15 protein-coding genes and 2 pseudogenes are annotated in these 25647 nt (G+C 60.2%); 13 read left to right on the forward strand and 4 right to left on the reverse strand.

Annotation, left to right across the window (positions count from 1 at the left end; translation table 11 throughout):
- Positions 1 to 29 precede the first annotated feature (29 nt).
- From EL199_RS07920 to EL199_RS07960, 9 genes and pseudogenes are all read left to right on the forward strand, one after another.
- Complete coding sequence (locus EL199_RS07920; protein WP_232008274.1) at positions 30 to 2198, forward strand: LPS-assembly protein LptD; 2169 nt, start codon at positions 30 to 32, stop codon at positions 2196 to 2198.
- On the forward strand, positions 2195 to 3496 hold the full coding sequence (locus EL199_RS07925; RefSeq protein ID WP_004142512.1) for a peptidylprolyl isomerase: 1302 nt from the start codon (positions 2195 to 2197) through the stop codon (positions 3494 to 3496). Before EL199_RS07920 ends, EL199_RS07925 begins: the two co-directional genes overlap by 4 nt.
- A complete protein-coding gene (locus EL199_RS07930) occupies positions 3493 to 4566 on the forward strand; it encodes a ribosomal RNA small subunit methyltransferase A (protein ID WP_126316047.1) in 1074 nt (357 codons plus the stop codon). Before EL199_RS07925 ends, EL199_RS07930 begins: the two co-directional genes overlap by 4 nt.
- Positions 4563 to 5282, forward strand: a complete 720-nt coding sequence (locus EL199_RS07935; RefSeq protein ID WP_004142506.1) for an SDR family NAD(P)-dependent oxidoreductase — start codon at positions 4563 to 4565, stop codon at positions 5280 to 5282. The genes EL199_RS07930 and EL199_RS07935 overlap by 4 nt, the downstream gene beginning before the upstream one ends.
- A gap of 136 nt (positions 5283 to 5418) precedes the next feature.
- Positions 5419 to 5658, forward strand: a pseudogene (locus EL199_RS07940) (hypothetical protein); the annotation flags it as partial.
- A 703-nt stretch (positions 5659 to 6361) separates the two neighbouring features.
- Positions 6362 to 8101 (forward strand): ATP-binding protein, encoded by a 1740-nt coding sequence (locus EL199_RS07945; protein ID WP_169306939.1) that lies wholly within the window; start codon positions 6362 to 6364, stop codon positions 8099 to 8101.
- 274 nt (positions 8102 to 8375) lie between these two features.
- Positions 8376 to 8786, forward strand: a pseudogene (locus EL199_RS07950) (substrate-binding domain-containing protein); the annotation flags it as partial.
- Between the two features lie 332 nt (positions 8787 to 9118).
- Entirely contained in the window at positions 9119 to 10036 is a 918-nt protein-coding gene (gene rbsK, locus EL199_RS07955; protein ID WP_004142498.1) for a ribokinase, read from the forward strand.
- 92 nt (positions 10037 to 10128) lie between these two features.
- Entirely contained in the window at positions 10129 to 11172 is a 1044-nt protein-coding gene (locus EL199_RS07960; RefSeq protein WP_004142497.1) for an NAD(P)H-dependent flavin oxidoreductase, read from the forward strand.
- A 168-nt stretch (positions 11173 to 11340) separates the two neighbouring features.
- Here the strand turns inward: EL199_RS07960 and EL199_RS07965 are convergent, their stop codons facing one another.
- Both EL199_RS07965 and EL199_RS07970 read right to left on the reverse strand, forming a co-directional pair.
- Complete coding sequence (locus EL199_RS07965) at positions 11341 to 12252, reverse strand: hypothetical protein (RefSeq protein WP_040355659.1); 912 nt, start codon at positions 12250 to 12252, stop codon at positions 11341 to 11343.
- Positions 12253 to 12440: 188 nt separating this feature from the next.
- Positions 12441 to 16196 carry an exodeoxyribonuclease V subunit gamma gene (locus EL199_RS07970; protein ID WP_004142495.1) on the reverse strand — a complete coding sequence of 1252 codons (3756 nt, stop codon included), beginning with the start codon at positions 16194 to 16196 and terminating at the stop codon, positions 12441 to 12443.
- Positions 16197 to 16291: 95 nt separating this feature from the next.
- On the opposite strand from EL199_RS07970, the gene EL199_RS07975 reads away from it, so the two are divergent.
- Positions 16292 to 17227 carry an AEC family transporter gene (locus EL199_RS07975; protein ID WP_004142494.1) on the forward strand — a complete coding sequence of 312 codons (936 nt, stop codon included), beginning with the start codon at positions 16292 to 16294 and terminating at the stop codon, positions 17225 to 17227.
- A 52-nt stretch (positions 17228 to 17279) separates the two neighbouring features.
- Here the strand turns inward: EL199_RS07975 and EL199_RS07980 are convergent, their stop codons facing one another.
- Both EL199_RS07980 and EL199_RS07985 read right to left on the reverse strand, forming a co-directional pair.
- Positions 17280 to 19076 carry an aminopeptidase P family protein gene (locus EL199_RS07980; protein ID WP_004142493.1) on the reverse strand — a complete coding sequence of 599 codons (1797 nt, stop codon included), beginning with the start codon at positions 19074 to 19076 and terminating at the stop codon, positions 17280 to 17282.
- A 121-nt stretch (positions 19077 to 19197) separates the two neighbouring features.
- The gene (locus tag EL199_RS07985; RefSeq protein WP_004142492.1) at positions 19198 to 20778 is read right to left on the reverse strand and encodes a peptide MFS transporter; all 1581 of its coding nucleotides are present in this window, start codon (positions 20776 to 20778) and stop codon (positions 19198 to 19200) included.
- Positions 20779 to 21163: 385 nt separating this feature from the next.
- Here EL199_RS07985 and EL199_RS07990 point away from each other — a divergent pair, with 385 nt between their 5' ends.
- From EL199_RS07990 to EL199_RS08000, 3 genes are all read left to right on the forward strand, one after another.
- Complete coding sequence (locus EL199_RS07990; protein ID WP_004142488.1) at positions 21164 to 22198, forward strand: ABC transporter substrate-binding protein; 1035 nt, start codon at positions 21164 to 21166, stop codon at positions 22196 to 22198.
- 262 nt (positions 22199 to 22460) lie between these two features.
- Entirely contained in the window at positions 22461 to 23492 is a 1032-nt protein-coding gene (locus tag EL199_RS07995) for an ABC transporter substrate-binding protein (RefSeq protein ID WP_004142486.1), read from the forward strand.
- 105 nt (positions 23493 to 23597) lie between these two features.
- Positions 23598 to 25637 carry an ABC transporter permease gene (locus tag EL199_RS08000; RefSeq protein ID WP_004142485.1) on the forward strand — a complete coding sequence of 680 codons (2040 nt, stop codon included), beginning with the start codon at positions 23598 to 23600 and terminating at the stop codon, positions 25635 to 25637.
- Positions 25638 to 25647 lie beyond the last annotated feature (10 nt).

A 25647-nucleotide genomic window follows, 5' to 3' on the forward strand; every position in this document is an offset into this window, starting at 1 on the left:
TGCATTTGCGTTATTTCTGGTGTGTTTTTTTGTGGATTCCGCTGGAAGCGGGGGCGTTGCAATGTGTCGCCGATCCGCTGGCGGTGTTTACCGAACTGGGCGGCGACCCGGACGACAAGGAAGTACACGTGCGTGCCGACAATTCCGCCGGCGATTACCGCCGCGCCGATTTCTCCGGCTCGGTGGAGATGCACCAGGGCGACAAGCACCTGTTCGCGCCGGAGCTCACTTACCGCCATGAAGAAGGCAAGGCGGAGCTGGAACGCGGCGGCGTCATCTCCACTTCCGAAGCGGCGATTGAAGGCATCAAGGGGCATTACGACAGCGAAGCGCAGACCGCTTCCTTTGAAGAAGCGGAATACTATCTGCGCGGCAAACAGCAGGCGGCGGTGGGTTCGGCGAAAAACGCCCGTTTTGACCGCAGCCACAACCGCGACGATTTCGAAAGCGTTACCTGGACGACCTGCGCCCGCCTGCATCCCGCCTGGCACATCAAGGCGCACACCCTGATGCTCGACCACAACCGCGAACGCGGCGTGGCGCGCGACATGACGCTGCGCATCGGCAGCGTGCCGGTGTTCTACCTGCCGTACTTCTCCTTCCCCATCACCTCGGCGCGACAAAGCGGATTCCTCATCCCGTCAGCGGGCAGCAGCGAAGAGCGCGGACTGGAACTCAGCATCCCTTACTACTGGAACATCGCCCCCAACCAGGATGCCACCTTCACCTTCCGCCCGATGCTGAAACGCGGGGTGATGGTAGAAGGCGAATACCGCTTCCTCGGCGAAAAACAAGAAGGCACGCTCTACGGCGCGCTGCTCGCCAACGACCGCAAACGCCCGCACCACGCCCGCTGGAGCGGTCGCCTGACGCACCAATACCACTTCAACGACCAGTGGCACACCGACTACCGCTACCAGCAAGTCTCGGACGTCGATTACGTCAAAGACTTCACCACCGATTTCGAACTCTACGACGACTGGTATCTGGAGCGCCACCTCACCCTCTACGGCAACACCGACTACGGCAACATCATGCTGCGCGGCCAGGACTACCAGCGCATTGACCCCGGCGTCAACGAGGCCGACAAACCCTACAGCCGCGCGCCGCAACTCACCTACAACAAAACCCTGAAAAACGGCAACTGGCGCTTTGATTTCAGCGGCGAAGCCGTGCATTTCCACAAAGACGAACTGGGCGGTGCCAACCGCTTCAGCGGCGACATCAGCGCTGCCTACCGTCTTGAGGCCGCCTACGGCTACATCGAGCCACAAATCAGCGCCAACCTCGCCCATTACGACTTCAGCACGCGCAAAGACAGGCTGCATGGCCGCCACAACACCCGCGTCCTGCCGACCTTCAGCCTGGACAGCAAACTCACCTTCGAGCGCAGCGTCGCCTGGCAGGGCGAAGGCTGGACACAAACCCTGGAGCCGCGCCTCTACTACCTCTACACGCCGTACAAAGACCAAAGCGAAATCCCCGCCTTTGACAGCGACGAGCGCAGCCTCTCCTGGAACTGGCTCTTTGCGCGCAACCGCTTCGTCGGCCAGGACCGCATCGGCGACGCCAACCAGCTCACCACCTCGGTCAGCACCGGCCTCTACCGCGACAGCGACGGCCAAGAAAAACTGCGCCTCTCCCTCGGACAAATCCAGTACTTCAAAGATCGCCGCGTCAACCTCGGCAACAAACCCGTCGAAAAACAGGGACGCTCCCTACTGGTCAGCGAAGGCCTCTACCAAATCGACCAACACTGGCGGCTCTACGGCCTCACCTTCTGGGACACCCAAAAACACCGCCCCGAACGCGACGTCATCAGCCTCGACTACCAACTCGATAACGACCGCTTCATCAAACTCGCGCACCACTACGGTAAAGGCGACTACAACCAGACCACCCTTGCTGCCGTCTGGCGCATCAACCCACAATGGCGGCTGTTTTACCGCCAGGACTACTCCACCCGCCACCACCGCGTCTTCAACAACGTCGCCGGCGTCGAATACAACGACTGCTGCTGGGCATGGCGGCTGGCAGGCAAACACTGGCGCGACAAACCCGAAGACGACAAAAAACACAACGCCATCTACCTCGAATTCGTCCTGAAAGGACTGGGTAACATGGGCAACCGCTCCGGGCGGATGCTCAAAAACGAAATCCACGGCTTTACGCCATTAGCAGAGGAACACGAATTTTGAAAACCCTCCTGATCCCCGCCCTGCTCGCCATGAGCATCACCGGCCTGCAAGCCCCCGCGCAGAACCTCAAATACGGCCCGGCCAGCGCGCCCAAAGGCGCGAGCCAGCCGATAGACGAAATCGGCCTGGTCGTCAATGACGAAGCCATCACCCGCCGCCAGCTGACACAAGAAATAGAAGCAGCGCGGCGCAACCTGCCCAAAGAACTCAAACTGCCCGCGGGCGAACTGGAGCACCAACTGCTCGAACACGTCATCATGAACCACCTGCTCGCGCAAATCGAAAAAAAAGTCGGGCTGGAAATCAGCGAAGACGAACTGAACACCGCCATCGCCCAAATCGCCGGGCGCAACAAAGTCAGCGAACAAAAACTCTACGCCCAGGCCCAACGCGACACCGGCCTCAGCCGCGACGCCTTCCGCGAACAAGTGCGCAAAAGCCTCGCGCAAGAACACATGAAAGAAGGCATGGTCGGCGCTGACATCAACATCACCGAGCGCCAAGTGGACGAATACATCGCCAAACTGGCACGCGAACAAGGCAGTACCATCCACGTACAAGACCTGCTCATCCCGCTGCCGGAAGGCGACGCCCAAAGCCGCGCGGGTGAAGTCGATGCCAAAATCCGCGAAGTCTCACAGGCCCTGCGCGACAGCGGCGGCAACCTCCAACAAGCCAGCGCCCGCGTCGCCGGCGCGCGCTACAACGACCTCGGCGACGTCAACCTCGGCCGCATCCCACCGCGCTTTGCCCGCGCGCTGGCCAAACTGGGCGCAGGCGAAATCGTCGAAAGCCCGGTCGTGGATGACGACGGCATGCACTTCCTCAAAGTCGCAAGCAAACACAGCGCCGAAGGCAACTACACCCTCGCTGAGGCCGACGTCTCGCACATCCTCCTGCGCAACAACGACGGCCGCGACGACAACAGCAAAGCCCGCATAGACGCCATCTACCGCGAACTACAAGCAGGCGCAGACTTCGCCAGCCTGGCACGCCGCTACTCCGAAGACGCGCAGAGCGCGGCCAAAGGCGGCGACCTCGGCTGGGTCAGCGCCGACCAATTCGGCGGCGAACTGGCACAAGCCATCGAGACCCAGGCGGTGGGCAGCATCAGCAAACCCATCAAAACCCCCTACGGCTACCACATCCTCCTCGTGCGCGAACGCCGCCAAAGCGACAAAAGCGAAGCCGTCGTGCGCGAACAAATCAAACGCAACCTCTACGCCAAAGCGCTGGACGAAGCCTGGCAACAACGCCTGCAATCCCTGCGCCGCGAAGCCTACATCGACATCCGATGAACGAAGTCAAAGCCGCCAAACACCTCGGCCAACACTTCCTGCGCGACGAAGCCGTCATCGCCCGCCTGCTCGCCGTCATCAACGCCAAAGCGGGCGAGCGCATCTTGGAAATCGGCCCCGGCCTCGGCGCGCTCACCCTGCCGCTCTTGCGACAAACCGGCGCCATGACGGCGGTCGAATACGACCCGCGCGTCCTGGCACCGCTCGCCAAAAAAGCCGCCACCCTCGGCACGCTCCACCTCATCCACGCCGACATCCTCACCATCGACTTTGGCGAACTGCTCGCCAAACAGCCCCCTCCACCTGTGGGGGAGGGACGGGGTGGGGGCAGCGACCAACCCGCATCAGCGACAAGCACGCCTCCCTCTCCCCGTGCGGGAGGGGCAGGGAGTGGGGTTCATCCGCATACCGCCGCTGCCGAATCGGCCGCCACACATAAGGTGCGCCTTGGCCCACCGCAGGCAGCCGAAATAATAACCGCCCCCCATTCCCCCACCGATTTACCCCCTCCCCCGCAAAGCGGGGGAGGGTTGGGGAGGGGGTGTGAAAACCCGCGCAGCGACAATCCGCAAAAACTCCGCCTCGTCGGCAACCTCCCCTACAACCTCTCCTCGCCCATCCTCTTTCACTGCCTCGCGCAGCGTGAGCACATCCACGACATGCACTACATGCTGCAAAAAGAAGTCGTTGACCGCATCACCGCCGCGCCCGGCAGCAAAACCTACGGCCGCCTCAGCCTGATGGCACAACTGTGGTGCGAAACCACCGCGCTGTTTGACATCCCGCCGGACGCCTTCGACCCGCCGCCGAAAGTCGATAGCGCCGTCGTCCGTCTCGTCCCGCGCCCCGCGCCCGCTTGGCAAATTGACGACCTCGCCACCTTTGAAGAAACCGTGCGCCTCGCCTTCGCGCAACGCCGCAAAATGCTGCGCAAAACCTTCGCCCACTGGATGAACGCCGCCGCGCTCGAAGCGCTCGACATTGACCCCACCGCCCGCGCCGAAACCCTGGACGGCGCCGCCTTTGCCCGCCTTGCCAACGCCCGCTACCAACAGGAATGCCAAAAATGAACCCCACCGTCCTCATCACTGGCCACAGCTACGGCCTTGGCGCAGCCCTTGCCGCCGCCTGGCTACAAACCGGCGCGCGCGTCATCGGCCTTGCCCGCAGCAACAACGCAGCCCTTGCAGCAAACCACCCCGGCCAACTGCACGAAACCGCGATAGATCTGGCCGACCCGCCGGCCGTCCTCGCCTACACCCGCAGCGACGCCTTCCGCCACATCTGCCAAGAAGCCGACACCCTCTGGCTTTTCAACAACGCCGGCACCGTCGCCCCCTCCGCGCCGCTTGGTGCGCAAGCTGACGACGACATCACCCACGCGCTGAACCTCAACATCACCGCCCCCCTGCTCCTTGCCAACGCCACCGTCGCCCACGCACGCGACCGCGAGCGCGTGCGCATCGTCCATATCAGCAGCGGCGCGGCGCGCAAACCCTATCCCGGCTGGAGCATCTACGGCGCGAGCAAAGCGGCGCTTGACCGCCATGCCGCCGACGCTGCCGCCGAAGGCGTGCGCATCGTCAGCCTCGCCCCCGGCGTGGTCGATACCGCGATGCAGGCGGGCATGCGCAACGACGCCTCCTTCCCCCTGCGCGAACAATTCGCAGCCTTACACGCCGACGGCAAACTGCAAAGCGCCAGCGACACCGCCGCACAAATCCTCGCCTACTGCCAAAGCGACCAATTCGCCCGCGAACCCATCGCCGACATCCGCACCCTCTGACCGGAGCTCCCATGAAAAAAGGCACACTACTCAACGCCCCGCTTTCCGCCGCCATCGCCGAAACCGCAGAAAGCCCCGCAGAACCCGCATGAACACCAAACTGAAAACCCACCTCATCCGCCAGCGCTCGCTTCTCGCCCTGCTCGCAGAAGGCAAAAAAACCTACGACATCCAGCGCTACAAAGACCTCGGCGAAATGAATTCCGAAAAACTGTGGGAAACCACACTCGATCCAGCGGTGCGTCGCATGCTGCAAGTACAACTCAAAGACGCGCGCCTGGCCGATGAAATCTTCACCACGCTGATGGGAGAGGAAGTCGAACCGCACCGCGCCTTCATCGAAGACAACGCCAACAGCGCCAACATCGACATCTGACCCACCGCTGGTTCATATCTCATACTACAGCCCGCAGAAGAAGCCGTTCTTCTGCGGAAAACAAAGACGGAATTGCACGGAATACAAACCGGATAGCCATAAACCAGTCGCAACCGTGAACAACACACGGAAACATGTACCAAACAAACAGGAGTAACCGATGCGTGATAACACCAACCCAAAACACCGCCTTGAAAGCATGCAGCAGGAGCTGAACCAGTTTTCCCGTGCTGCCAACGATATTCTCGGCAGGCAATACTTAAATGCAGACACCTTGCGGAAGCTGAATATTGAAGTCCCGCCAAACAGGACAGCTTTTTGGTGCATCTTCATACTGCTCACTATTTTCCTTTCCTTCGTGACGCAGACTTTTATTCCCGGACTTATTGCGACCGCTTACGTTGTTTTCAAAATCGTGAGCGAACAGACAAAGCAAAATGAATTCCTGGCCAATTACTTCATGACACTGTTGTTGGTCAAAGGGGACAGCAGTGAAGAAAGATTCCCTGTTGAATTACATAGCGCATATTGTCTTTATGATAGGGGAAAAATCCATTTTGGCTCTTATCATACTGCTTGCATTCCCGAGGTAAAACATGGTGATATCATTATTTCCATAAACAGTCATGTTGGCAAAGATGAGGAAGACAAAGAAAAATTGGGCAAAGCCTTATGCTATATTGCCTTGCGCAAGGAAGGCAAAATGCCATACATGACATGGGATGGCTCAAGCTTCACGAAACGTGGCGAGCTTGCCCCTGCCAACCATTCCGTAAAAGCGCTTGCTCTGCAATTCGTTGATAAACTCGCCTTATGGCAAGACTATTTGCAGGAAAAGGAAGCCTATGAAGAATGGCAACGCACCGAGGACGCTTTCAATATTCACCAGGGCTTGCCGCAATCCCCGGCAGTCAGCGCACAACAGGAAGCAGAACAGCAGGCTCGCGAAGCGGCAGCAGAAGCCGCCCGCCAAGCCAAAAAAGCAGAAATTGCCGCCCGCTGGGCAAAAGTCTGTCTGCCAGAAGCCCTCAAAGAAAACATCCGCCAACTGGGCGACGCCTTTGTCACGGGCGAAAGCAGCGCCGCGCAAGGCATCCTCCTTTACGGACCGCCCGGAACGGGCAAATCGCTCATCGCCCGCACCCTTGCCGACACCCTCGATTGCGCTTTTATCGCCGTAACCCTGCACGACCTGAAAGGCCGCTACATCGGCGAAAGCGGGCAGAAAGTCAAAGAAGTCTGGGAAAAGGCAAAATCCCACAGCCGTTGCATCCTTTTTATTGACGAATGCGAAAGCATATTCGTCAAACGTGGCAGTACGGGCAGCGACAGTTTCACCGATGACATTGTGCAGGCCTTTATTGCAGAATGGGACGGCTTTGACAAGCAACAAACCGTATTGATACTGGGCGCTACCAACCGCCGCGACATTATGGATGAAGCCGTATTGTCGCGCTTTGCCGAACAAATCGAAATTCCCTTGCCCGATGCGGCGATGCGGCAATCCATTTTTGCCGCTGAGCTCGCCGCCCTCGGCTGGCAGGGCGAATTGCCGGAAACGGCCAGCGATTACCTGCAAGGATTCTCCGGACGGGAAATTGCCAATCTCTCCCGGCAAATGATGCGCAATGGTGGCGACATTAACGAAGAAACACTGGCCGAAGCCACGCGCAGCAAACGTACCATCGGCAACAACGCCATTGATAAAAATGCCACCTGGGACAAACTGGTTCTAAATGACAGCAACAAAAAAATACTGCATTCCGCCAGTGCCATGTTTGCCAATGCTGAAACCTTGCGCAACAAGGGCATCAACATTCCGCGCGGCATACTCCTTTACGGCCCGCCCGGCACCGGCAAAACACAAATTGCCCGTACCATGGCAAACGAAAGCGGCCTGTCCTTTATCGGTGCATCTACCGCAGACATGAAAGCTGGCTATACCGGACAAAGCGGACAATTGGTAAAAGAATTGTTTGCCCGTGCGCGCAGCCAAACACCGTGCATCCTTTTTATCGATGAAATGGATATCATCGCCCCGGCACGCGGCGGTGCGGATGACGCCTTCACCAAAGAAATCGTCGGCCAATTACTGCAAGAACTGGACGGCATCAAAAACCAAAGCGGCGACGTTTTCGTGCTGGCCGCAACCAACCGCCCTGAAGACATTGACAGCGCCCTCCTTTCCCGTTTCAACCGCCGCATCGAAATCGGCCTGCCGGATGCCGCGGCGCGTGCCGCCATCCTGCGCGTCCTGCTGGCCAACAAGCCCGTCGCCTTCGACCTGGAAGAAGGCTGCGCCACGCTTGCCGCGCGCAGCGACGGACAAAGCGGCCGCGATTTGCGTAACCGGGTGGAACGCGCCGAACAAAACGCCATCGTCCGCCACCTCGATGCAGGCGATATTGACGGGCTGCAACTGGAACTCGCCGATTTCGACTGACCGCACTGCAAGAAATATACATACACCTGAGCGCTCAGGTGTATGTCGCGACATACACACCGAGCGCTCAAGCGTATGTAAAAACCTGCGGAAGCGGCGCAGCCACAAAACCCACACATCGACCCCCTTCATGACCCCTGAAGAACTCGCGCGGCGCGCCAACCTCACCCCCTCCACCCTGCACCGCCTGCTTGCCGAATACCAATACGCGATGAGCGACGAAATGAGCGCCGCCATGCACAACGCGCCTGACGACCCCATCGCCGCCCAATTCACCTCCGCCGCGCGCGAACGCGGTGCGGGCTTTGCCAAAGCCGCCCAGGCGCACGACTTCAAAATCCTTGCCAGCCAACCGGCCGACTTTGACCGCAGCAAAGGGCTGAACGTCATGGAAAACCTGCTCACCGCCCAACCCGAAGTACAGGGCGTCTTCGCGCAAAACGACGAAATGGCGCTTGGCGCACTGCGCGCCATCCAGGCCGCGGGCAAAAAAGACCTCGTCCTCGTCGGCTTCGACGGCACCGATGACGGCGTCAAAGCCGTCAAAGGCGGCAAAATGGCCGCGACCATCGCACAACAGCCGGAAAAAATCGGCGAAATCGGCGTACAAACCGCGGACAAAGTGCTGAAAGGCGAAAAAGTCGAAGCCTCCATCCCGGTCGAACTCAAACTCATCAACCAATAACACGGCAAGAACAGCCCTCTCCCATGGAGAGGGCTTAAACCCTGCTACCAGCGCTACCGCCAACTCCCGCGCCTAAGGCGTGTTTACCATTTGAATCACCCTCCACTGCGAAGCGGGGGAGGGTCGGGGCTCCCCTTGAAAAAGGCGAATGCCTTTTTCAAGGGAACCCGGGGAGGGGGTGTGAAAACCGCGTAGCGACCGCATTCAAAACGAAATGCAAACAGCCCCTAGTGGGGAAGGGCTGGGGCAGCAAAACATACGCGCAGCGACAAAATTTTCACCGCCGCCAACCTCCACCCCCAGTACATAAACCACCTATCAAGGAGCCTCGCATGAAACCCCTTCTCGTCCTTGGCAGCAGCAACATCGACCACATCGCGCAAATGGCGGCCTTTCCCCAGGCAGGCGAAACCCTGCACGGCGAGCGCTACCACCGCGCCTACGGCGGCAAAGGTGCCAACCAGGCCGTCGCCGCCGTCAAAAGCGGCGCACCTACCCACTTCATCAGCGCCTTCGGCGACGACAGCGCTGGCGGTGAACTGCGCGCCCACCTCGAAAGCCTGCACATTGACTGCGGCGGTAGCAAAACCGTCGCCGACAGCACCGGCATGGCGATGATCTGGCTGAACCGCGCTGGCGAAAACAGCATCGTCGTCATCGCCGGTGCCAACGCCGCGCTGGACGCCGCCCACGTAGAGGCCGAACAGGCGCGTATCGCCGCCGCCGGTCTCCTGCTGCTACAACTGGAAACCCCGCTGGAGGGCGTCATCCGCGCCGCCGCCATCGCCCGCGCGCACGGCGTGCGCACCATCTTGAACCCCGCACCTGCCGCCGCATTGCCGCCGGAACTGCTCGCCAACCTCGACCTCATAACCCCGAACGAAACAGAAGCCGAACGCCTCACCGGCATCGCCGTGCAAGACGAAAACAGCGCCGCCCGTGCCGCCGCAAACCTGCACGCGCAAGGCGTGCCGACCGTGCTTATCACCCTCGGCAGCCGTGGCGTCTATGCCAGCGCCGACGGCCACGGCACGCTTTACCCCGCCTACCGCGTCCAGCCTGTCGATACCACCGCCGCTGGCGACACCTTCAACGGCGCACTTGCCGCGGCGCTACTGCGCGGCGAACCGCTCGCGCGCGCCATCGCCTGGGGACAGGCCGCCGCTGCGCTTTCCGTGCAAACCCTCGGCGCACAGCCCTCCATTCCCGACGCTGCCGCCACCACCGCCTTTTTACAAGACCATAGCTGATGGCAGCGGCCGGGCGAGGCGCCGTTTACGATTGAGATATCCCCTATCCCTTGGGCTGCCTTCCCCTTTATTACCACCTCTTGAAAAATCGCATGAAAACCCTGCTTTCCCGTCTTCGTTATCCCCTCATTCAGGCGCCGATGGCTGGCGTGCAAAACGAGGCGCTGACCATCGCAGCCTGCCGCGCAGGCGTCCTCGGCTCGCTACCGGCGGCGATGTATAGCGCAGAGGCGCTGGACGCGGCGCTTGCCGCCATTCGCGCTGCGGTGGCTGAGGCGCCATATAACGTCAATTTCTTCGCGCACCGCCCGCCCGGCGTGAGCGAGGCGCAGCGTGCCGCCTGGCAGGCGCTGCTCGCACCGCACCTCGCCCGTTTCGGCCTGACGGCGGCAGATATTCCCGCCGATCCGGGGCGTCGCCCTTTTGATGAAACGGCGCTGTCGTTGTTGCAAAAACACCGCCCGCCGGTGGTCAGCTTTCATTTTGGCCTGCCGCCAGCGCCGCTGCTGGAAGCGGTCAAGGTGACCGGCGCGATGGTGCTGTCAAGCGCGACCAGCGTGGCCGAAGCACGCTGGCTGGAAGCACACGGCGCGGACGGTATCATCGCGCAGGGACTGGAAGCGGGTGGGCATCGCGGCTGGTTTCTCGATGACGACCCGAACGCGCAAAGCGGACTGTTTGCCCTCCTGCCGAACATCCGCCGCGCGGTATCGCTACCGGTGGTGGCTGCGGGCGGCATCAGCGACGCCGCCAGCGTGCGCGCCGCAATGCAGCTTGGCGCGGATGCGGTACAAGTCGGCAGCGCCTTCCTGCTCGCAGATGAGGCGACTACCAGCGCCGCCCACCGCGCTGCCTTGCAAAGCCCGCGCGCTGAAAACACCGCATTGACCAACCTCTTTAGCGGTGGCTGCGCGCGCGGCATCGTCAATGATTTCATGCGCGAGGCGGGGGCGATAAACCCCGCCGCCCTGCCGTTCCCGCTTGCCGGTGCGGCAGCCCTGCGTCTGAAAAACGCCGCCGAAAGCACGGGCAACTACGAATATTCGCCCTTCTGGGCGGGGCAGAACGCGACCCTCGCCCGCCCCGGCAGCGCGGCGGAAATAGTCGCGCGGCTGGCGGCGGGATTTGCGCGCTGACGGGGCGATGGGGATTTCATTTTGAATGCCGCCGTCGCTACGCGGTTTTCACACCCCCTCCCCCGCTGCGCAGGGGCGGGAAATTCAAATTGCAAACACGCCCTAAGTACAGCGGGCATTAAAAATGCCCCTCACCACCGTAGCAGTGAGGGGCAACCCACAGAGAAATCAGATAATCGAGACGCTGATGTCGTCTTCCACGCGCAGGGTGAAGTTGCCGTGGTGATAGGTTCGGTAGTTGTCGTAGTGGCTGTTGTTCGCGTCCTGCGTCCAGCCGCCGCCGCTCAGGTCGAGGTGGTCGCCGTAGTCGCCGTCCAGGGTGAGGCTGGTGGCTTTGGCAAGCAGGTCGCCTGCGTTCAAGGTGAAGTTGTCGTGCTGGTGGTTGCTAGCATCCAGCTTGCCGTTTTGCAGCACGTTGTTGAAGTCCAGGTTTTCGCCGTTCATGTTGAGGGTGTACGGCGTCGGGAGGTTGGTCGCGCTGGCGACGGTGGTTTGCGGCTGCTCAGTAATGGGTTCGGGTTCTGCCGTCGGACGCGGTGCGAAGCTGGTGTCTTCGTCGTGATGGTGACTGCCTCGGCTGCTACCGCCGCTTAGTGCGGCGGACAGTCCGCCGAGCAGTAGGGCACCGCCTCCGGCAAGCAGCATGGAGCCGCCAGAAGGCGCGCCTTCAAAGTCGGCATTGGGCGGTGGTGCGCCGATTTCATCGGCTTGCATGTGCTCAAGGACGTGGCGCGGGGCATCGCTGGCTTCTGCGGGAGGGGCTTCGGCCAGCGCGATGTTTTCTTCTGCTGCAGGTGCGGCCGGTGGCGCGGGTTCGAAGGTCTGTTCGATGCGCGCCGGGGCGGCAGGTTCGTCTGCGCCTTCGTCATGCAGGGTGACCCACGGGAAGGTGTCGCTTCCGTAGATTTGGGTCTGGCCGTGGTTGTTCACGACGCGCATGCCGTCCGGTGTTTGTCCTGTTTGGGTGTCAATCAGGGTGTACTCTGCGCCTTTCGCCATGTTGATGTCGATTTGCTGGCCGTCCATGACGTCCCAGCTCCGTTCGTTGTTGCCTTCTTTTACGGTCAGTTTGATTGCCATTGTGCTTTCCCTGTTCATGGTGGACGGTTCCTCGCGCAAGCAAGGTCCATGACGGGAATATTACGGTTTTATTAGATTAATATCCAGTTATTTTATTTTTGCTTGTTTTTCAATGCGTTGTTTTGATTTTTGCCATTGGTGAGGGTTGTTTTTTGTTATGTTCTGTAAGGTTCGTGGTTTGGCATTCGCTATTTGAGGGTTTCGCCGTGTTCGAGCAGTGGCTGTAAGAGCGGCGCGTGGGTGGCAAGGGCGGCGGCGATGTTCGCGGCAAGTATGTTTTCGTTGCCGCGCCAGAGGTGGCGCCAGAGGTCGCCGTCGTCGTTTTTGTGGCTGTCGTCGTGAATCCAGTCGCGGACGAGCGCGGCTTGTTTGTCGGCGGCTTTGTCGGTTGTGAAGGTTTCGAGGTAGGGCTGCATCAGTTCGAGCGGGGCGAGCCACAGGTTTTTCTGGAGGTGTTCGCGCACCGCGAGCCATTGGTGCAGTTGGCGTTGGGCATCGGCGGCGGGTAGTGGCGCGAGGCGGAGCAGGGTGTCGTCGGCGTAGTGGATGAGGGTTGTGCCGTGTGCGCCGGTCGCGTTCCAGGCGAGGTGTTCGAGCCAGTAGCGTGCGTGGTGTTTGGGTTTGGCGCGGCTGGCGGACAGGCGCGGCCAGGTCGGGCTGTGCGCGGGTAGTAGTGCGGTGAGGCTGCTGTGTTCGCCGAGGTTCAAGGTTTGTTCGCGCAGTGTCGGCCAGGTGGCGAGGTCAGCGCGGTCCAGCAGGGTTTGTTGGCGCGCGCGGTAGGTGGCCAAGCGTTGTTCGAGTTGGATTTGGCCGCTGATACCGCCGGGGTAGGCGGGTAGGCGGGCGATGTGTGTTGCCGGGTCAGGGTGGTTTTGTTCGAGGGCGGCGATGATGTGCTGGTCGGCCTGCCAGTTGTCAAGGCCATATAGGGCGAGGGGTTCGCGGCTTTCGGGCGGGGTTTGTGCGGCGGTGTTGGCGATGTGGTGCGCTCGGGCGTAGGCGCTCGCCGGTTTTTGCAGGTCGCGCACGATCTGGGCAAGGGTGAGGTTTTCGGGGTTTTGCGGGGCGGCGTCGGCGGCAAGGGCGGGCGGGATGTGGAGGGGGAGGAATGTTTTTTGTGGTGCAGGTTGGCTATTCGACAGCCAGGCATGCGGACGAGCCCCTCCCTCACGGGTGGAGGGGGGCATATTGGCAAGGGTTTCGGGGGATGTATTTGTGGACGATGCAACGGTAGCGGTAGTTTTTCGATCGCTACCCCCTCCCCAGCCCTCCCCCGCTGCGGACGCTAATGCGTCCTGCGAGGGAGGGGGCTCATCAGGCGACACAAGTTGGCTATTGGGCAGCGCGGTTTGCGGGCGAACCCCACCCCAACCCTCCCCCACGGGGGGAGGGGATGTTTCGGTGGCGGTGGGCGTGTTTTGTTGTAGTGTCGTGCGGATGTTTTCCCAGAGCGGGGCGGGGCGGGTTTCGTGTGCGTCGGGCTGGAAGGGGTCGGCGGGGTGTTCTGTGTGGTAGTGGCGCGGCAGGGTTTGTCCGGCGTCCAGTCGGCCACTGGCGCGCAGGTGTTGGCTGGCGCGTTCGTGTTGGTCGTCGAGGTATTGCAGGAGTTCTTGGACGGGGCTGGCGGGCGGCTGGGGTTCGTTGTCGTGGTGGCTGTTGTAGTAGAGCCAGAGGGCGTCTCCCGCGCGGTTGATGAGGTCGAGCAGGGCGCCGAGGTCTTCGTGTTCGCGGTTGTTGTCGCCGGGGCGCGGTTTGTCGAGGTGGATGAGGTTGTAGCGTTCGTCGTTTTGTCGCGCCGGGTAGCGGTCGTGGTCGGCATTTAGGAAGATGTGGAGTTTGCCCGGCAGGTTGCGCAGGTTTTTCAGGCTGCCGATGGTGATGACGCCGCTGGGTTCGCTGCTGTTTTGTTGGTCGGCGAGCTGGTTTTCGATGTTTTCGAGGATGAATTCGAGCGGCAGGTAGTGTTGTTCGTTTTGGGGCGCGAGGGCCTGGTGCGCGGCGAGTTGGTTTTGCAGGTCGTCCAGCGCCTGGTCGAGGGTTTGCCAGGCGGGGCTGTTGTGCGCGTGTGTGTAGGCGTCATGCAGGGTGGCGCGCAGGTGCTGGAGCCAGTTTTGTGCCGGGGTGTTTTCGGCTTGTAGGGCGCGCAGGGTGTGCATGTTTTCGGCTAGGGTGGCGAGGGCTTCGAGCGCGGGCAGGTCGGCCAGGGTCAGGCCGTGTTGTGGCACGGCTTCGCGGTAGTGGTCGGCGTCGGGGGTGAGTACGCCGGCGATGAGGCGGTTGAGCGCGTAGGTGTAGGTGTAGCGGTGGTCGTGGTCTTCTGTGTGTAGTGTTGGCTGGAGGTGCGCGCCATCGTAGCCGCGCCGGTATCCGGCGGCGACGAGGGCGGCGGTGATGCGCTGCATGTGTTCGCTGTTGATGCCGAGGCTGTGGCAGGTGTCTTCGTTGTGCAGCCAGTCGAGGACGGTCGGGGCGTCGAAGCGGCCGTTGATGAGGGTGTAGCGGCCGGCGAGGGAGCGCCACAGGTTTTCTGCCGGGTTTTCGGTAACGCCGATGAGGCGCGCGGGCAGGCGGTTGCCGTCGTAGTCGCCACCGGGCGGGAAGGTGGCGCGCAGGGTGGTTTGTGCGGCAGCGGGGTCGGGCAGGTGAATGTAGATGTCGGAGAGGCGGCGGCTGGGGTCGGCGTTCAGCCAGGCGACGATGTCGCTGCGCAGGGTTTCGCATTGGCGTTGCAGGCTGTGGCAGCCGTGGATGCGCAGGCTGTGGTCTTGTGGTGTTTGGTGGTCAGGGTTTGTCGCTGCGCGGTTTTCACACCCCCGCCCCGTCCTTCCCCCGCTTTGCAGGGAAGGGGGAAGGGTGGTTGCGGCAAGGCAGGCGGCAACGTGGTCTTCTTTGAGTTCGCGGATTTCGGCTTGCAGGGCGGTGAGGAGGTTGTGCGGCGGGGCGGGCGTGGCCGGGAGTGGTTCGGGGTCGCTGTCGGCGTGGAGGAGGCGGGAGAGGTCGCGCTGTTGTTTGCCGTAGCGGGAGAGGAGTTCGTGTCCGTGTTCGCGGTGTTCGCCGCTTGGTTTTCCGGCGGCGCGCGCCTTGAGTTCGCGCAACCAGCGGCTATCGACGATGTCGTCGATGTAGCCGTCGCTGGCGGCGAGGTGGTAGTGGGTGAGGTCGGTGTAGTTGCCGAGGCGGCGCATGAAGTCGTGTTCGGCGGCGTGCAGGTGGGTTGGCGCGAAGACGGGGATGTACGGCGGCAGCAGGCGGCGCGCGCTTTCGCGGGTTTTGAGTGTCTGCCAGAAGGTTTCGCGGCGGCGTTCGCGTTCGGCATGGATGGCGGCGAAGCGGTCGTGCCAGAGGCGGCTTTGTTGTTGGTAGAGGGCGCGGTAGTGGTCGGCGATTTGGGGGGGCAGTTGTTGCAGGCTGTCGTTTTTGAGGAGGGCGTCCAGCGGTGGCGGGTCGGCGTTTTGCCAGGCGCTCAGCCATTCGGGGCGCTGGTTGAGGTAGGTGCTGTAGAGGTTGGCGAGTTGGCCGCTGTATACCCAGAGGCGGCGGGTGTGGTCGTGGGTGATTTTGTCGGTGTCGGGGTAGAGGCCGCGCAGCAGGGCGTGCTGTGGGTGGCCGGGGTCGGCGAGGATGGTGTTGCCGTGCTGGTAGAGGTAGCTGAATAGTTCCCAGCGGATGGCAGTGTTGCCAAGCGGCGCCTGGCTGCTGCTGCGGCTTTTGCCGGTGATGCGCTCGACGAGCATCCATTCGTAGTTGTGCCAGAGGCGCAGGGTGATGCCGGCGGCGATGCCGCGCTGGCTGGCGAGGGTCTGGATGAGGATGTTGCCCACCGGCAGGGTCGGCACGATGAGCGGGGTGTCGCCCAGCGGGTCGGCGCGGCTGTAGTGGTCGTAGTCTTGGAGGTAGCGGGCGAGCAGGGCAGGGTAGTCGGTGCTTTCGATGAGGCGGTACATGGCGGGCGGGTAGGGCAGGGCGGGGAAGCGGGTATTTTACGGGATTGGGCGCGGGGGCGTAGAATGGGGCGGTTTTCAACCACCACTGTTCTGTCATGCTTAATATTATTACGGCGCTTCTGCCGATTTTTATTGTTATTGCTTTTGGTTATGCGGCGACGCGCGCCGGGGCTTTTACGCTGGAAGGGCTGACTGCTCTCGGCCGTTTTGTTATCAGTATTGCTTTGCCCGCCCTGATTTTCAAGGCGCTGTCGGAGAAGCGGCTGGATGAGGTTTTTATTCCCGCTTATTTGTTTGGTTATGCGGCGGCGACTTTTCTGTGTTTTATGATTGGTCTGGTGATTTCGCGTTTGTTCGGTCAGGATTTGCGCGGCGCGGCGGTGACGGCGGTCGGGCAGACGTTTTCGAATAGTGCCTTTGTCGGTTATCCGTTGTTGCTCGGTGTTATCGGCGGTAATGCCGGGATTTATTTTTCGCTTAATACGCTGGTAGAGAATGTTTTGCTCGTACCGATGTTTCTTGCTATTGCGGAATCGCATACCAGCGGTCAGGGCAGTTTTATGCAGCGTCTTGGTCGTATTCTGCTGAATATGTTGCGCAAGCCGCTGATTGCCGCGCTCATTCTCGGCATGATTTTTTCCGCCTTTCATTGGAGGTTGCCCGCGCCCATTGATAAGGCGATTAGTCTGCTTGCGGGGGCGGCGGCGCCGGTTGCTATTTTTGTGATTGGTTGTGGCTTGAACGGGATCAAGATTCAGGGGAATGTTATTGCCATTACGCAGATTACTATCGGCAAGTTGTTTTTGATGCCAGCGCTGGCGGCGTTATTTATTTGGCTGTTTGGCGGTAGCGAGGAGGTGATTTTTGCTGGTGCGTTGATGGGCGGGATTTCGATGGCCAATACGGTCGCTATTTTCGCGCATCATTATGGTTATCCGAACCGCGGTACGGTCAGTATGATTACGACTAATGTGCTCTCGGTATTTACGTTATCCGCGATTTTTTTGATTCATCAGGCGATGGCGGGTTAGTTAGCTTTTTAATGATGGATGATAAAAAGCCCGCATGAGCGGGCTTTTTCTTTTAGATGGCTTGGGTGTTGGCCTCCAGCCATTCTCGCGCGGCGCCTGTGGTGTGCGGCGCGAGTTTTTCGCGTACGGTGGCGTGGTAGTCGTTCAGCCATTGGGCTTCCGCGTCGGTCAGCATCGCGCGCTCGATGAGGCGGGTGTCAATCGGGCAGAGGGTGAGGGTTTCGAAGTAGAGGTAGTCGCCGAAGGCGGTTTCTCGCGGACGTTCGACGCGGCGGTTTGCCATCAGGTTTTCGATGCGGATGCCCCATTGGCCGGGGCGGTACAGGCCGGGTTCGTTGGAGGTGATCATGCCTTCTTTCATCGCGCTGTGCGCGTGGATGGGGGCGCGGTAGGAGAGGACTTGCGGGCCTTCGTGCACGTTCATGAAGTAGCCGACGCCGTGTCCGGTGCCGTGGCCGTAGTCGCAGTGTGCCTGCCACATCGGCGCGCGGCAGATGGCATCCAGCAGCGGCGCGGCGATGCCGTCTGGGAAGACGGTTTGCGCGAGGGCGATGTGCGCTTTGAGGACGAGGGTGTAGTCGTGTTTTTGCGCGGCGCTCGGTGTGCCGATGGGGATGACGCGGGTGATGTCGGTGGTGCCGTTTTGGTATTGGCCGCCGGAGTCGATGAGGAGCAGGCCGTCGCCGGTGATGCGGCTGTGGTTTTTTTCGCTGGGGCTGTAGTGCGGCAGGGCGGCGTTGGCGTTGTAACCGGCGATGGTGCCGAAGCTGGCGCTGATGTGGTGCGGCTGCTTGCTGCGGTGTTTTTCGAGGAGCGGGTCGATGTCGAGTTCGGTCAGCGCTTCGCCGGCGGCCAGTTTGGCTTCGAGTTCGGCGAAGAAGGCGCAGAGTGCGGCGCCGTCGGCAATCATCGCGTCGCGGGTGTGCGCCAGTTCGCCGCTGTTTTTGCAGGATTTGTAGAGGAAGGAGGGGTTGATGGCTTCCACCAGGGTAACGCTCGCAGGCAGGTCGGCGAGGGTGCTGATGGCGGTTTTCGCCGGATCGAGCAGCAGGCGGCCGTCGAGGCGGGCAAGGGCGGCGCCAATGGCTTCGTAGGGCGCGGTGGTGATGTTCGCGGCGGCGAGGACGGCGGTCGCGGCGGGGTCGAGTTTTTGTTCGTCGAGGTAGAGGGTGGCGCTTTGCGCGTCTATCAGCAGGAAGGCGAGAAATACGGGGTTGTAGGGGACGTCGCTGCCGCGCAGGTTGGTCAGCCAGGCGATGTCGTCCAGGCTGGAGATGAGGTGGTATTTCGCGCCGTGTTCTTGCATGGCGCTGCGGACGCGGGCGAGTTTCGCGGCGGTCGGCTCACTGATGTAGGCCGGGTCGTGCGGGTAGATGGGCGCTTGTGGTAGCGGCGGGCGGTCTTGCCAGAGGTCGTTAATGAGGTCGCGCTCTGTGTGCAGGGTAATGTTTTTCGCGGCGAAGGCAGCTTCGAGTTGGCGCTGGGCGGCCAGCGAGAGCATGTCGGCGGCGACGCCAACGCGGCTGTTTGGTGCGAGGTTTTCCGCAAGGCTGTCGATGTGGGTTTTGCCGAAGCCGAGTTTTTGCAGGGCGATGCCGCTGCCTTGCAGTTGTTGTTCGGCCTGCTCCCAGTAGCGGCTGTCCGCCCAGAGTTCGGCGCGCTCGGCGGTGATGATGAGGGTGGGCACGGAGCCGTCAAAGCCGGAGAGCCAGCGGCGCGTCTGCCAGTGTTCGGGGATGTATTCGGAGAGGTGCGGGTCGGCAGAGGGCGCTATCCAGGCATCGAGTTTGGCGGCTTTGAGGGCGGCGCGCAGGGTGGCGATGCGTTCGGCGGGGGTGTTGTTGTTCATGGAAGTTCCTTTTGTGTGTGGCGGGCGGGTGTTCGCGCTGAGGTTTTTGGTTTGATTGTTATGTGGCTGTCTGCAAGGCCGCCGGGTGACGGCAGCGTGTAACCCGGCGGCGTGATGCGCTTCAGTCTGCGCCTTTGAGCAGGCGGTTGAGCAGCGGCACGATCAGCATCAGGACGACGCTGGTGGCGATGCTGATACCGCCGACGAGGATGTAGAAGTTGGCGGTGTTGTCGTTTTGCAGCGCCGTCAGCAGGTGGTCAAGCCAGGGTTGCTGCGCGGCATGGGCGGCGAGGCCGGTGAAGTCAAACGGGGTGTTTTCGGCAAGGCTGATGCCGTAGTTTTTTTCGAAGATGATGCCGCCCAAGGTGAAGCCGAGCGAGAGGCCGAGGAAGTTGAGCGCGACCATCTGCGTTTTCACGTGTTCCGGCGCGATTTTGGTGACGAAGGAGAGGGAGATGGGCGAGAGCAGCAGTTCCGCCAAAGTATTGAGGAGGATGGCGAAGGCGAAGACGACAAGCCCCATCACCACGCCGGTTTTGATGAACGGCACGAAGCAGAGGTAGCCGAGGCCAAGGATAAAGAGCGACAGTGCGAATTTGAGCGGGGTTTTTGGCTGCGCCTCGCCCATTTTCGTCCATAGCGTTGCCATGACGCCGGAGAAGAGGATGACCCAGAAACTTTGCAGTGAATCTTTCCAGGAGACGGGGATTTCGTTGAAGATAAAGGTGTGGCCAAAAATATTGAAGGCATACGGACCAATGCTGCGATCCATGGTTTCAGAAAAATAGGCGGTAACGACGGTGTATATCTGGAACCACATCGCCCAGAAAATGCAGATGACAATAAAGAGCGGGATGTAGGCGAGGATGTAGCGGCGGTGGTCGCGGTCCACTTTTGGGTCAAGCAGCAGGCGGGTGAAATAGGCGAGGGTGGCGAGGATGACGACGCCGAGCAGGACGCTGGAGATATTGCCCAGTTGCAGTTTGTCGAAGTGCACCGCGGCAACAATCGCAAGCACGACTGCGATGGCAATGGCGATGGCTGCTTTGCGTTGTTGTGCTGTCAGCGGGTTTGGTGCACCAAGTTGCGGCAGCGCTTTACGTCCGATGGCGTAGCGCCACAGGCCGAATGCCATGCCGACGGCGGCCGCGCCGAAGCCGTAGTGAAAGCCGACGCTGCCTTGCAAGAGGCCGGTAATGAGCGGGCCGAAGAAACCGCCGATGTTGATAGCGATGTAGAAAATGGAGAAGCCAGCGTCGCGCAGTGGGCGCATGTGCTCTTCCTCATAAAGCGCGCCGACCATTGCGCTGGCGGACGCCTTGACGCCACCGCTGCCGAGGGCGATGCAGACCAGACCGGCAATCATGCCGTCCACACCGGGAATAAGGGCAAGGGCGATATGGCCGCACATGACGAGGATGCCCGCGTAAAACAGGGTGCGTTCCGCGCCCCAGAGGCGGTCGGCTAGCCAGCCACCGAGGATGGTGGAGAGGTAAACGCTGCCGCCGTAAGCGCCGACCAGTCCGCCTGCCACTGCTTCGCTAAAGCCGAGGCCGCCTTTGGTCGCGCTGTAATAGAGATAGATAAAGAGGATGCCCTGCATCCCGTAGAAGGAAAAGCGCTCCCACAACTCGATATGAAACAGCGTGGAGAGCTGGCGCGGATGGCCGAAGAAGGTTTTGCTTGAAGTGAGCTCTGACATGGTCGGGTCTCCTGTGTTGGATGAGGGAATGCCGCAGCAGGGCGGGTTAAACGAATGTAACACAGAACAAACAGTCATTCATAGAAAAAATCACCTGCGGTGTTTGTCAGCAGGGGCAAGTATTTCGCGATGGGGGCGTGAATGAATCCACAGCCAAATCACGCGACGGCGCACGGTTTTTTCACATGGCTTGCAGCCCTCGGAATAGCAGGGATTTCGTCCGCTTTTCCTTGAAAATCGGGCTTTTTATCCGCCTGCGCCCGTTTTATAATGCGCATACGTTGTGAAAATCTGTGGGTTTCGCGAGACGTTTCCACACGCTTTCCTCAACGATGTACCTGGCCGCAGGGCGGCGGGCAACATTTTTCATTTTTGGAGTCATGCTATGAAATGGTTGAAATTCACCAAGTTGGCTGCGGCCGTTGCCGCGGGTTCGTTGTTGGCCGCACATGCCCACGCTGCCGGGCGTCTGGTCGTCTATTGCAGCGCGACCAATGCGATGTGCGAGAACGCGGTACAGCAGTTTTCCAAGAAACACGACGTGAAAGCGTCTTTCATCCGCAACGGTTCCGGCAGCACCTTTGCCAAAGTTGAAGCAGAGAAAAACAACCCGCAGGCAGACGTCTGGTACGGCGGCACCTTCGACCCGCAATCACAAGCAGGCGAACTGGGGCTGCTCGAACCCTACCAGTCACCCAACCTGCCGCAAATCACCGAGCGCTTCCGCGATCCGGGCAAAGTGAAAGGCAACGCTACCTCCGCGATTTACATGGGGATTCTTGGTTTTGGGGTGAACACCGAGCGCCTGCAAAAACTTGGCATCAAAGAAGTGCCGAAGTGCTGGAAAGACCTGACCAAGCCGGAATACAAGGGCGAAGTGCAAATCGCCGACCCGCAAAGCGCCGGCACCGCTTACACCGCGCTCGCCACCTTCGTCCAGCTTTGGGGTGAAGACGAAGCCTTCAATTACTTCAAACAGTTGCACCCGAATATCTCGCAATACACCAAGTCCGGCGTAACTCCGTCACGCAACGCCGCCCGCGGTGAAACGGCGATTGGCATCGGCTTCCTCCACGATTACACCCTAGAGAAAAACAAGGGCGCACCGCTGGAACTGGTCGTACCGTGCGAAGGCACCGGCTATGAGCTCGGCGGCGTCAGCATTCTCAAGGGCGCGCGCAACCTCGATAACGCCAAACTGTTCGTCGATTGGGCGCTTTCCAAAGAAGGGCAGGAATCCGCCTGGCAGCATGGCGAATCCTTGCAGATTTTGACCAACACCACCGCCGAACAGGCGCCGAATACGCCCGATCCGGCCAAACTGAAATTGATTGACTACGATTTTGCCAAATACGGCTCTGCCGATGAGCGCAAACGCCTCATTGACAAATGGGTCGAAACGGTAAAACTCGCCAAGTAACGCGATATCTCCCCTCCCCCGTGGGGGAGGGGGCGGGGGTGGGGTTACTGGCAGCGCGCACGGTATTTTTGCAGGCTCTCGTTTACATACATATGGAGCGCTCAGGTGTATGTAAATAGTAAGTGGTGCTTGTTGCTGACGCGGGTTATTCGCTGCCTCACTCCAGCCAATCCCCACGGGGGAGATACATTTTTTTATTCAATGTAGGGTGGGTCAAGCCCCACCCTACAGCGCTGATTGGCCATAGTTAAAGGTAAAACATATGAAGATTTCTCGCACGACTCTCGCCCTCGCCGTATTGGCAGGACTCACTTCTTATACCGCGCACGCCGCGGCCGAAGGCCGTTTGGTGGTGTATTGCAGTGCGCAAAACACCATGTGCGAGCAGGAAACGCTGGCGTTTGAGAAGAAATATGGCATCAAAACCAGTTTTATCCGTGGCGGTACCGGCAGCATTCTCGCCAAGATTGATGCGGAGAAAGACAATCCGCAAGGCGATGTCTGGTATGGCGGCACGCTTGACCCGCATTCTCAAGCGGGCGAAATGGGTTTGCTCGAACCCTATAAATCGCCCAATTTGCAATTTATTCCCGATGCGCTGAAGGACCCCGCCAAGCGCAAAGGCAATTATTCTTCTGCGATTTATTTGGGCATTCTCGGCTTTGGCGTCAATACCGAGCGCCTGGCGAAATTGAATCTGCCCGTGCCGAAATGCTGGAAGGATTTGATTGACCCGAAGTACAAGAATGAAATTCAGGCGGCTGACCCGCAAAGCTCCGGCACCGCTTATACGCAAATCGCCACTTTTATTCAACTTTGGGGCGAGGATGAAGCCTTCAAGTATCTGAAGGAATTGAACAAGAACGTCTCACAATATACCAAGTCCGGCAATACCGCGACCCGCAATACTGCACGCGGCGAGGCTTCCATTGGCATCGGCTTTTTGCATGAGCATTCGCTGGAGCGGGAAAAAGGCGCACCGGTTGAGATTATCGTGCCCTGTGAAGGCACTGGCTATGAAATCGGCGGCGTCAGCGTGATTAAAGGCGCGCGCAATCCGGAAAATGCGAAATTGTTTGTCGATTGGGCGCTTTCCAAGGAAGCGCAGGAATTGTCGTGGAAGAAAGGGGAAACGCACCAAATCCTCACCAATAGCGAGGCGGAAATGTCGCCGTATTCCCTCGATTTTAAATCCGTGAATCTCATCGACTATGATTTTGACAAGTACGGCGCAAGCGATTTGCGCAAGCGCATTATCAAGAAATGGGTGGATGAGGTTAAATTGGCGAAATAGCCCTAATGTAGGGTGGGTCTTGACCCACCATTGCAATAAATTCTGATTTTATGGTGGGGCAAGCCCCACCCTACGACGTATCCTGTTTTCAGCCGGTATCTTTTTATGAAAGTTTTTTTGCGATGGACGAACCAGTCCACTTTTTGGGTGGCAATAGCGCTGCTTTGTTATGCGCTGTTGCCCGCGTTTGCTCTTGATTACGGCATTTTTGAGGCGACTGCGGATGAGCGCCTCGCGGCGATGGGCTGGTCTTCGCTCAATTTGAGCGCGCTCTGGTTCGCGCCGCTGTTGGCGTTTCCCTTTTTTCCTTTGCTCAAGCTGCCAACGGCGACGCGCGCCAAGGGCGAGCTGGCACTCACCGCCGCCATCGCGCTGGTAACGCTGGTCAGCGCCAAGCTGGCGCACGTCTCGCTCGGTTATGCGGTGATTGGCCTCGCGCTGGCGCTGGTTGCCATCGCCACCCTCGCCCTCGCCAAGCTCAAGGTGCTTCAGGGCGACAAGTTCATCATCGCTTCGCTGCTCATCATCATCCTCTTGATTTCGCTCTTTATCGTCTTCCCGACCGGCGCGATTTTCGTCGCGATGTTTTATGAGGACGGCGTTTTTCACCCGCAGCAGGTGCTGCGCATCCTCAGCCAGAGTTACATTCTGCGCGTCATTGGCAATTCGCTGATGCTCTCCGGCTTCGTCGGCCTGATGTCCACCATTTTCGGCCTCGCTTTTGCGCTTTACACCACCCGCATCGCCCGCCGCACCGCTTTCATCGGCAAGATTTTCTCCATTCTGCCGATTGTCACGCCGCCGTTTGTCGTCGGCCTCGGGGTAACGCTGATGCTCGGCCGCTCCGGCTATCTCACCGAATGGCTCGGCATCGCCAACAGCAACTGGCTCTACGGTTTCAACGGCATCGCCATCGCGCAGATTCTCGCCTTCACCCCGCTCGCCTTCATGATTTTGGACGGCGCGCTGAAATCCATCCACCCCTCGATTGAAGAAGCCTCTTATACGCTGCGCGCCAGCCGCTTCAAGACCTTCTTCCAGATTATCTTCCCGCTGCTGCGCCCGGCGCTCGCCAACGCCTTCCTGCTGGTGTTCGTGCAATCGCTCGCCGACTTCAGTAACCCGCTCGTCCTCGGCGGCAGCTTCGACGTCATCGCCACCCAGATTTACTTCTACATCGCCGGTTCGCAGCTCGATTACGCCTCGGCCAGTACCCTCGGCACGCTCCTGCTCCTCTTCTCGCTCGGCATCTTCATCGCGCAATACCTGTGGATTGGCAACCGCTCCTACATCACCGTCTCCGGCAAATCCTACCGCGGCGAAGTGCAGGAACTGCCGACCGCGCTGAAAAACGGCATCATCGCCCTGCTTGCCCTCTGGGTGGCGTTTAACATCCTCCTCTACGGCAGCATCTTCTACGGCAGCTTCACCGTGAACTGGGGCGTGGATTACACCCTCACCCTGAAGAACTACCAAATCCTGTTCGGCCAAGGATTTAACGACGGCGCTTGGCCTTCGCTTATCAACACCCTGATTTACGCAGGCATCGCCGCCATCTTCACCGCGCTGCTCGGCCTGCTGATTGCCTACATCGTGGTGCGCAAAGACTTCCGCGGCAAAAAGACGCTGGAATTTCTCACCATGCTCTGCTTTGCCATCCCCGGCACAGCGGCGGGCGTCTCCTACATCCTAGCCTTTAACGACGCGCCGCTTTACCTCACCGGCACCGGCATCATCGTCATCATCTCGATGGTGATGCGCGACCTGCCGGTCGGCATGCGTGCCGCCATCGCAGGCCTCGGCCAACTCGACAAGTCGCTTGACGAAGCCTCGCTCTCGCTCAAGGGCAGCTCCTTCAAAACCATCCGCTACATCATCCTGCCGCTCCTGAAACCGGCGCTGCTCTCGGCGCTCGTCACCAGCTTCGTCAAAGCGATGACCACCGTCAGCGCCATCATCTTCCTGGTAACAGCCGACACGCGCGTCGCCACCGCCTACATCCTGAACCGCGTTGAAGACGGCGAATACGGCACCGCCATCGCCTACGGCTCCATCCTCATCGTCGTCATGATGAGCATCATCCTCCTCTTCGACTGGATCATCGGCGACACCCGCATCGCCCGCTCCAAAGCCCGCCAACACTGAATCCCCAGAG

Source organism: Cardiobacterium hominis (genome assembly GCF_900637305.1).
Lineage (GTDB): Bacteria > Pseudomonadota > Gammaproteobacteria > Cardiobacteriales > Cardiobacteriaceae > Cardiobacterium > Cardiobacterium hominis.

Coding starts and splice junctions, on each gene's coding strand:
- EL199_RS08000 (WP_004142485.1), top strand. CDS start 23,598: ATGAAAGTTTTTTTGCGATGGACGAACCAGTCCACTTTTTGGGTGGCA.
- rbsK (WP_004142498.1), top strand. CDS start 9,119: ATGAAACCCCTTCTCGTCCTTGGCAGCAGCAACATCGACCACATCGCG.
- EL199_RS07970 (WP_004142495.1), bottom strand. CDS start 16,196: ATGTACCGCCTCATCGAAAGCACCGACTACCCTGCCCTGCTCGCCCGC.
- EL199_RS07930 (WP_126316047.1), top strand. CDS start 3,493: ATGAACGAAGTCAAAGCCGCCAAACACCTCGGCCAACACTTCCTGCGC.
- EL199_RS07990 (WP_004142488.1), top strand. CDS start 21,164: ATGAAATGGTTGAAATTCACCAAGTTGGCTGCGGCCGTTGCCGCGGGT.
- EL199_RS07945 (WP_169306939.1), top strand. CDS start 6,362: ATGCCATACATGACATGGGATGGCTCAAGCTTCACGAAACGTGGCGAG.
- EL199_RS07975 (WP_004142494.1), top strand. CDS start 16,292: ATGCTTAATATTATTACGGCGCTTCTGCCGATTTTTATTGTTATTGCT.
- EL199_RS07960 (WP_004142497.1), top strand. CDS start 10,129: ATGAAAACCCTGCTTTCCCGTCTTCGTTATCCCCTCATTCAGGCGCCG.
- EL199_RS07935 (WP_004142506.1), top strand. CDS start 4,563: ATGAACCCCACCGTCCTCATCACTGGCCACAGCTACGGCCTTGGCGCA.
- EL199_RS07995 (WP_004142486.1), top strand. CDS start 22,461: ATGAAGATTTCTCGCACGACTCTCGCCCTCGCCGTATTGGCAGGACTC.
- EL199_RS07965 (WP_040355659.1), bottom strand. CDS start 12,252: ATGGCAATCAAACTGACCGTAAAAGAAGGCAACAACGAACGGAGCTGG.
- EL199_RS07985 (WP_004142492.1), bottom strand. CDS start 20,778: ATGTCAGAGCTCACTTCAAGCAAAACCTTCTTCGGCCATCCGCGCCAG.
- EL199_RS07980 (WP_004142493.1), bottom strand. CDS start 19,076: ATGAACAACAACACCCCCGCCGAACGCATCGCCACCCTGCGCGCCGCC.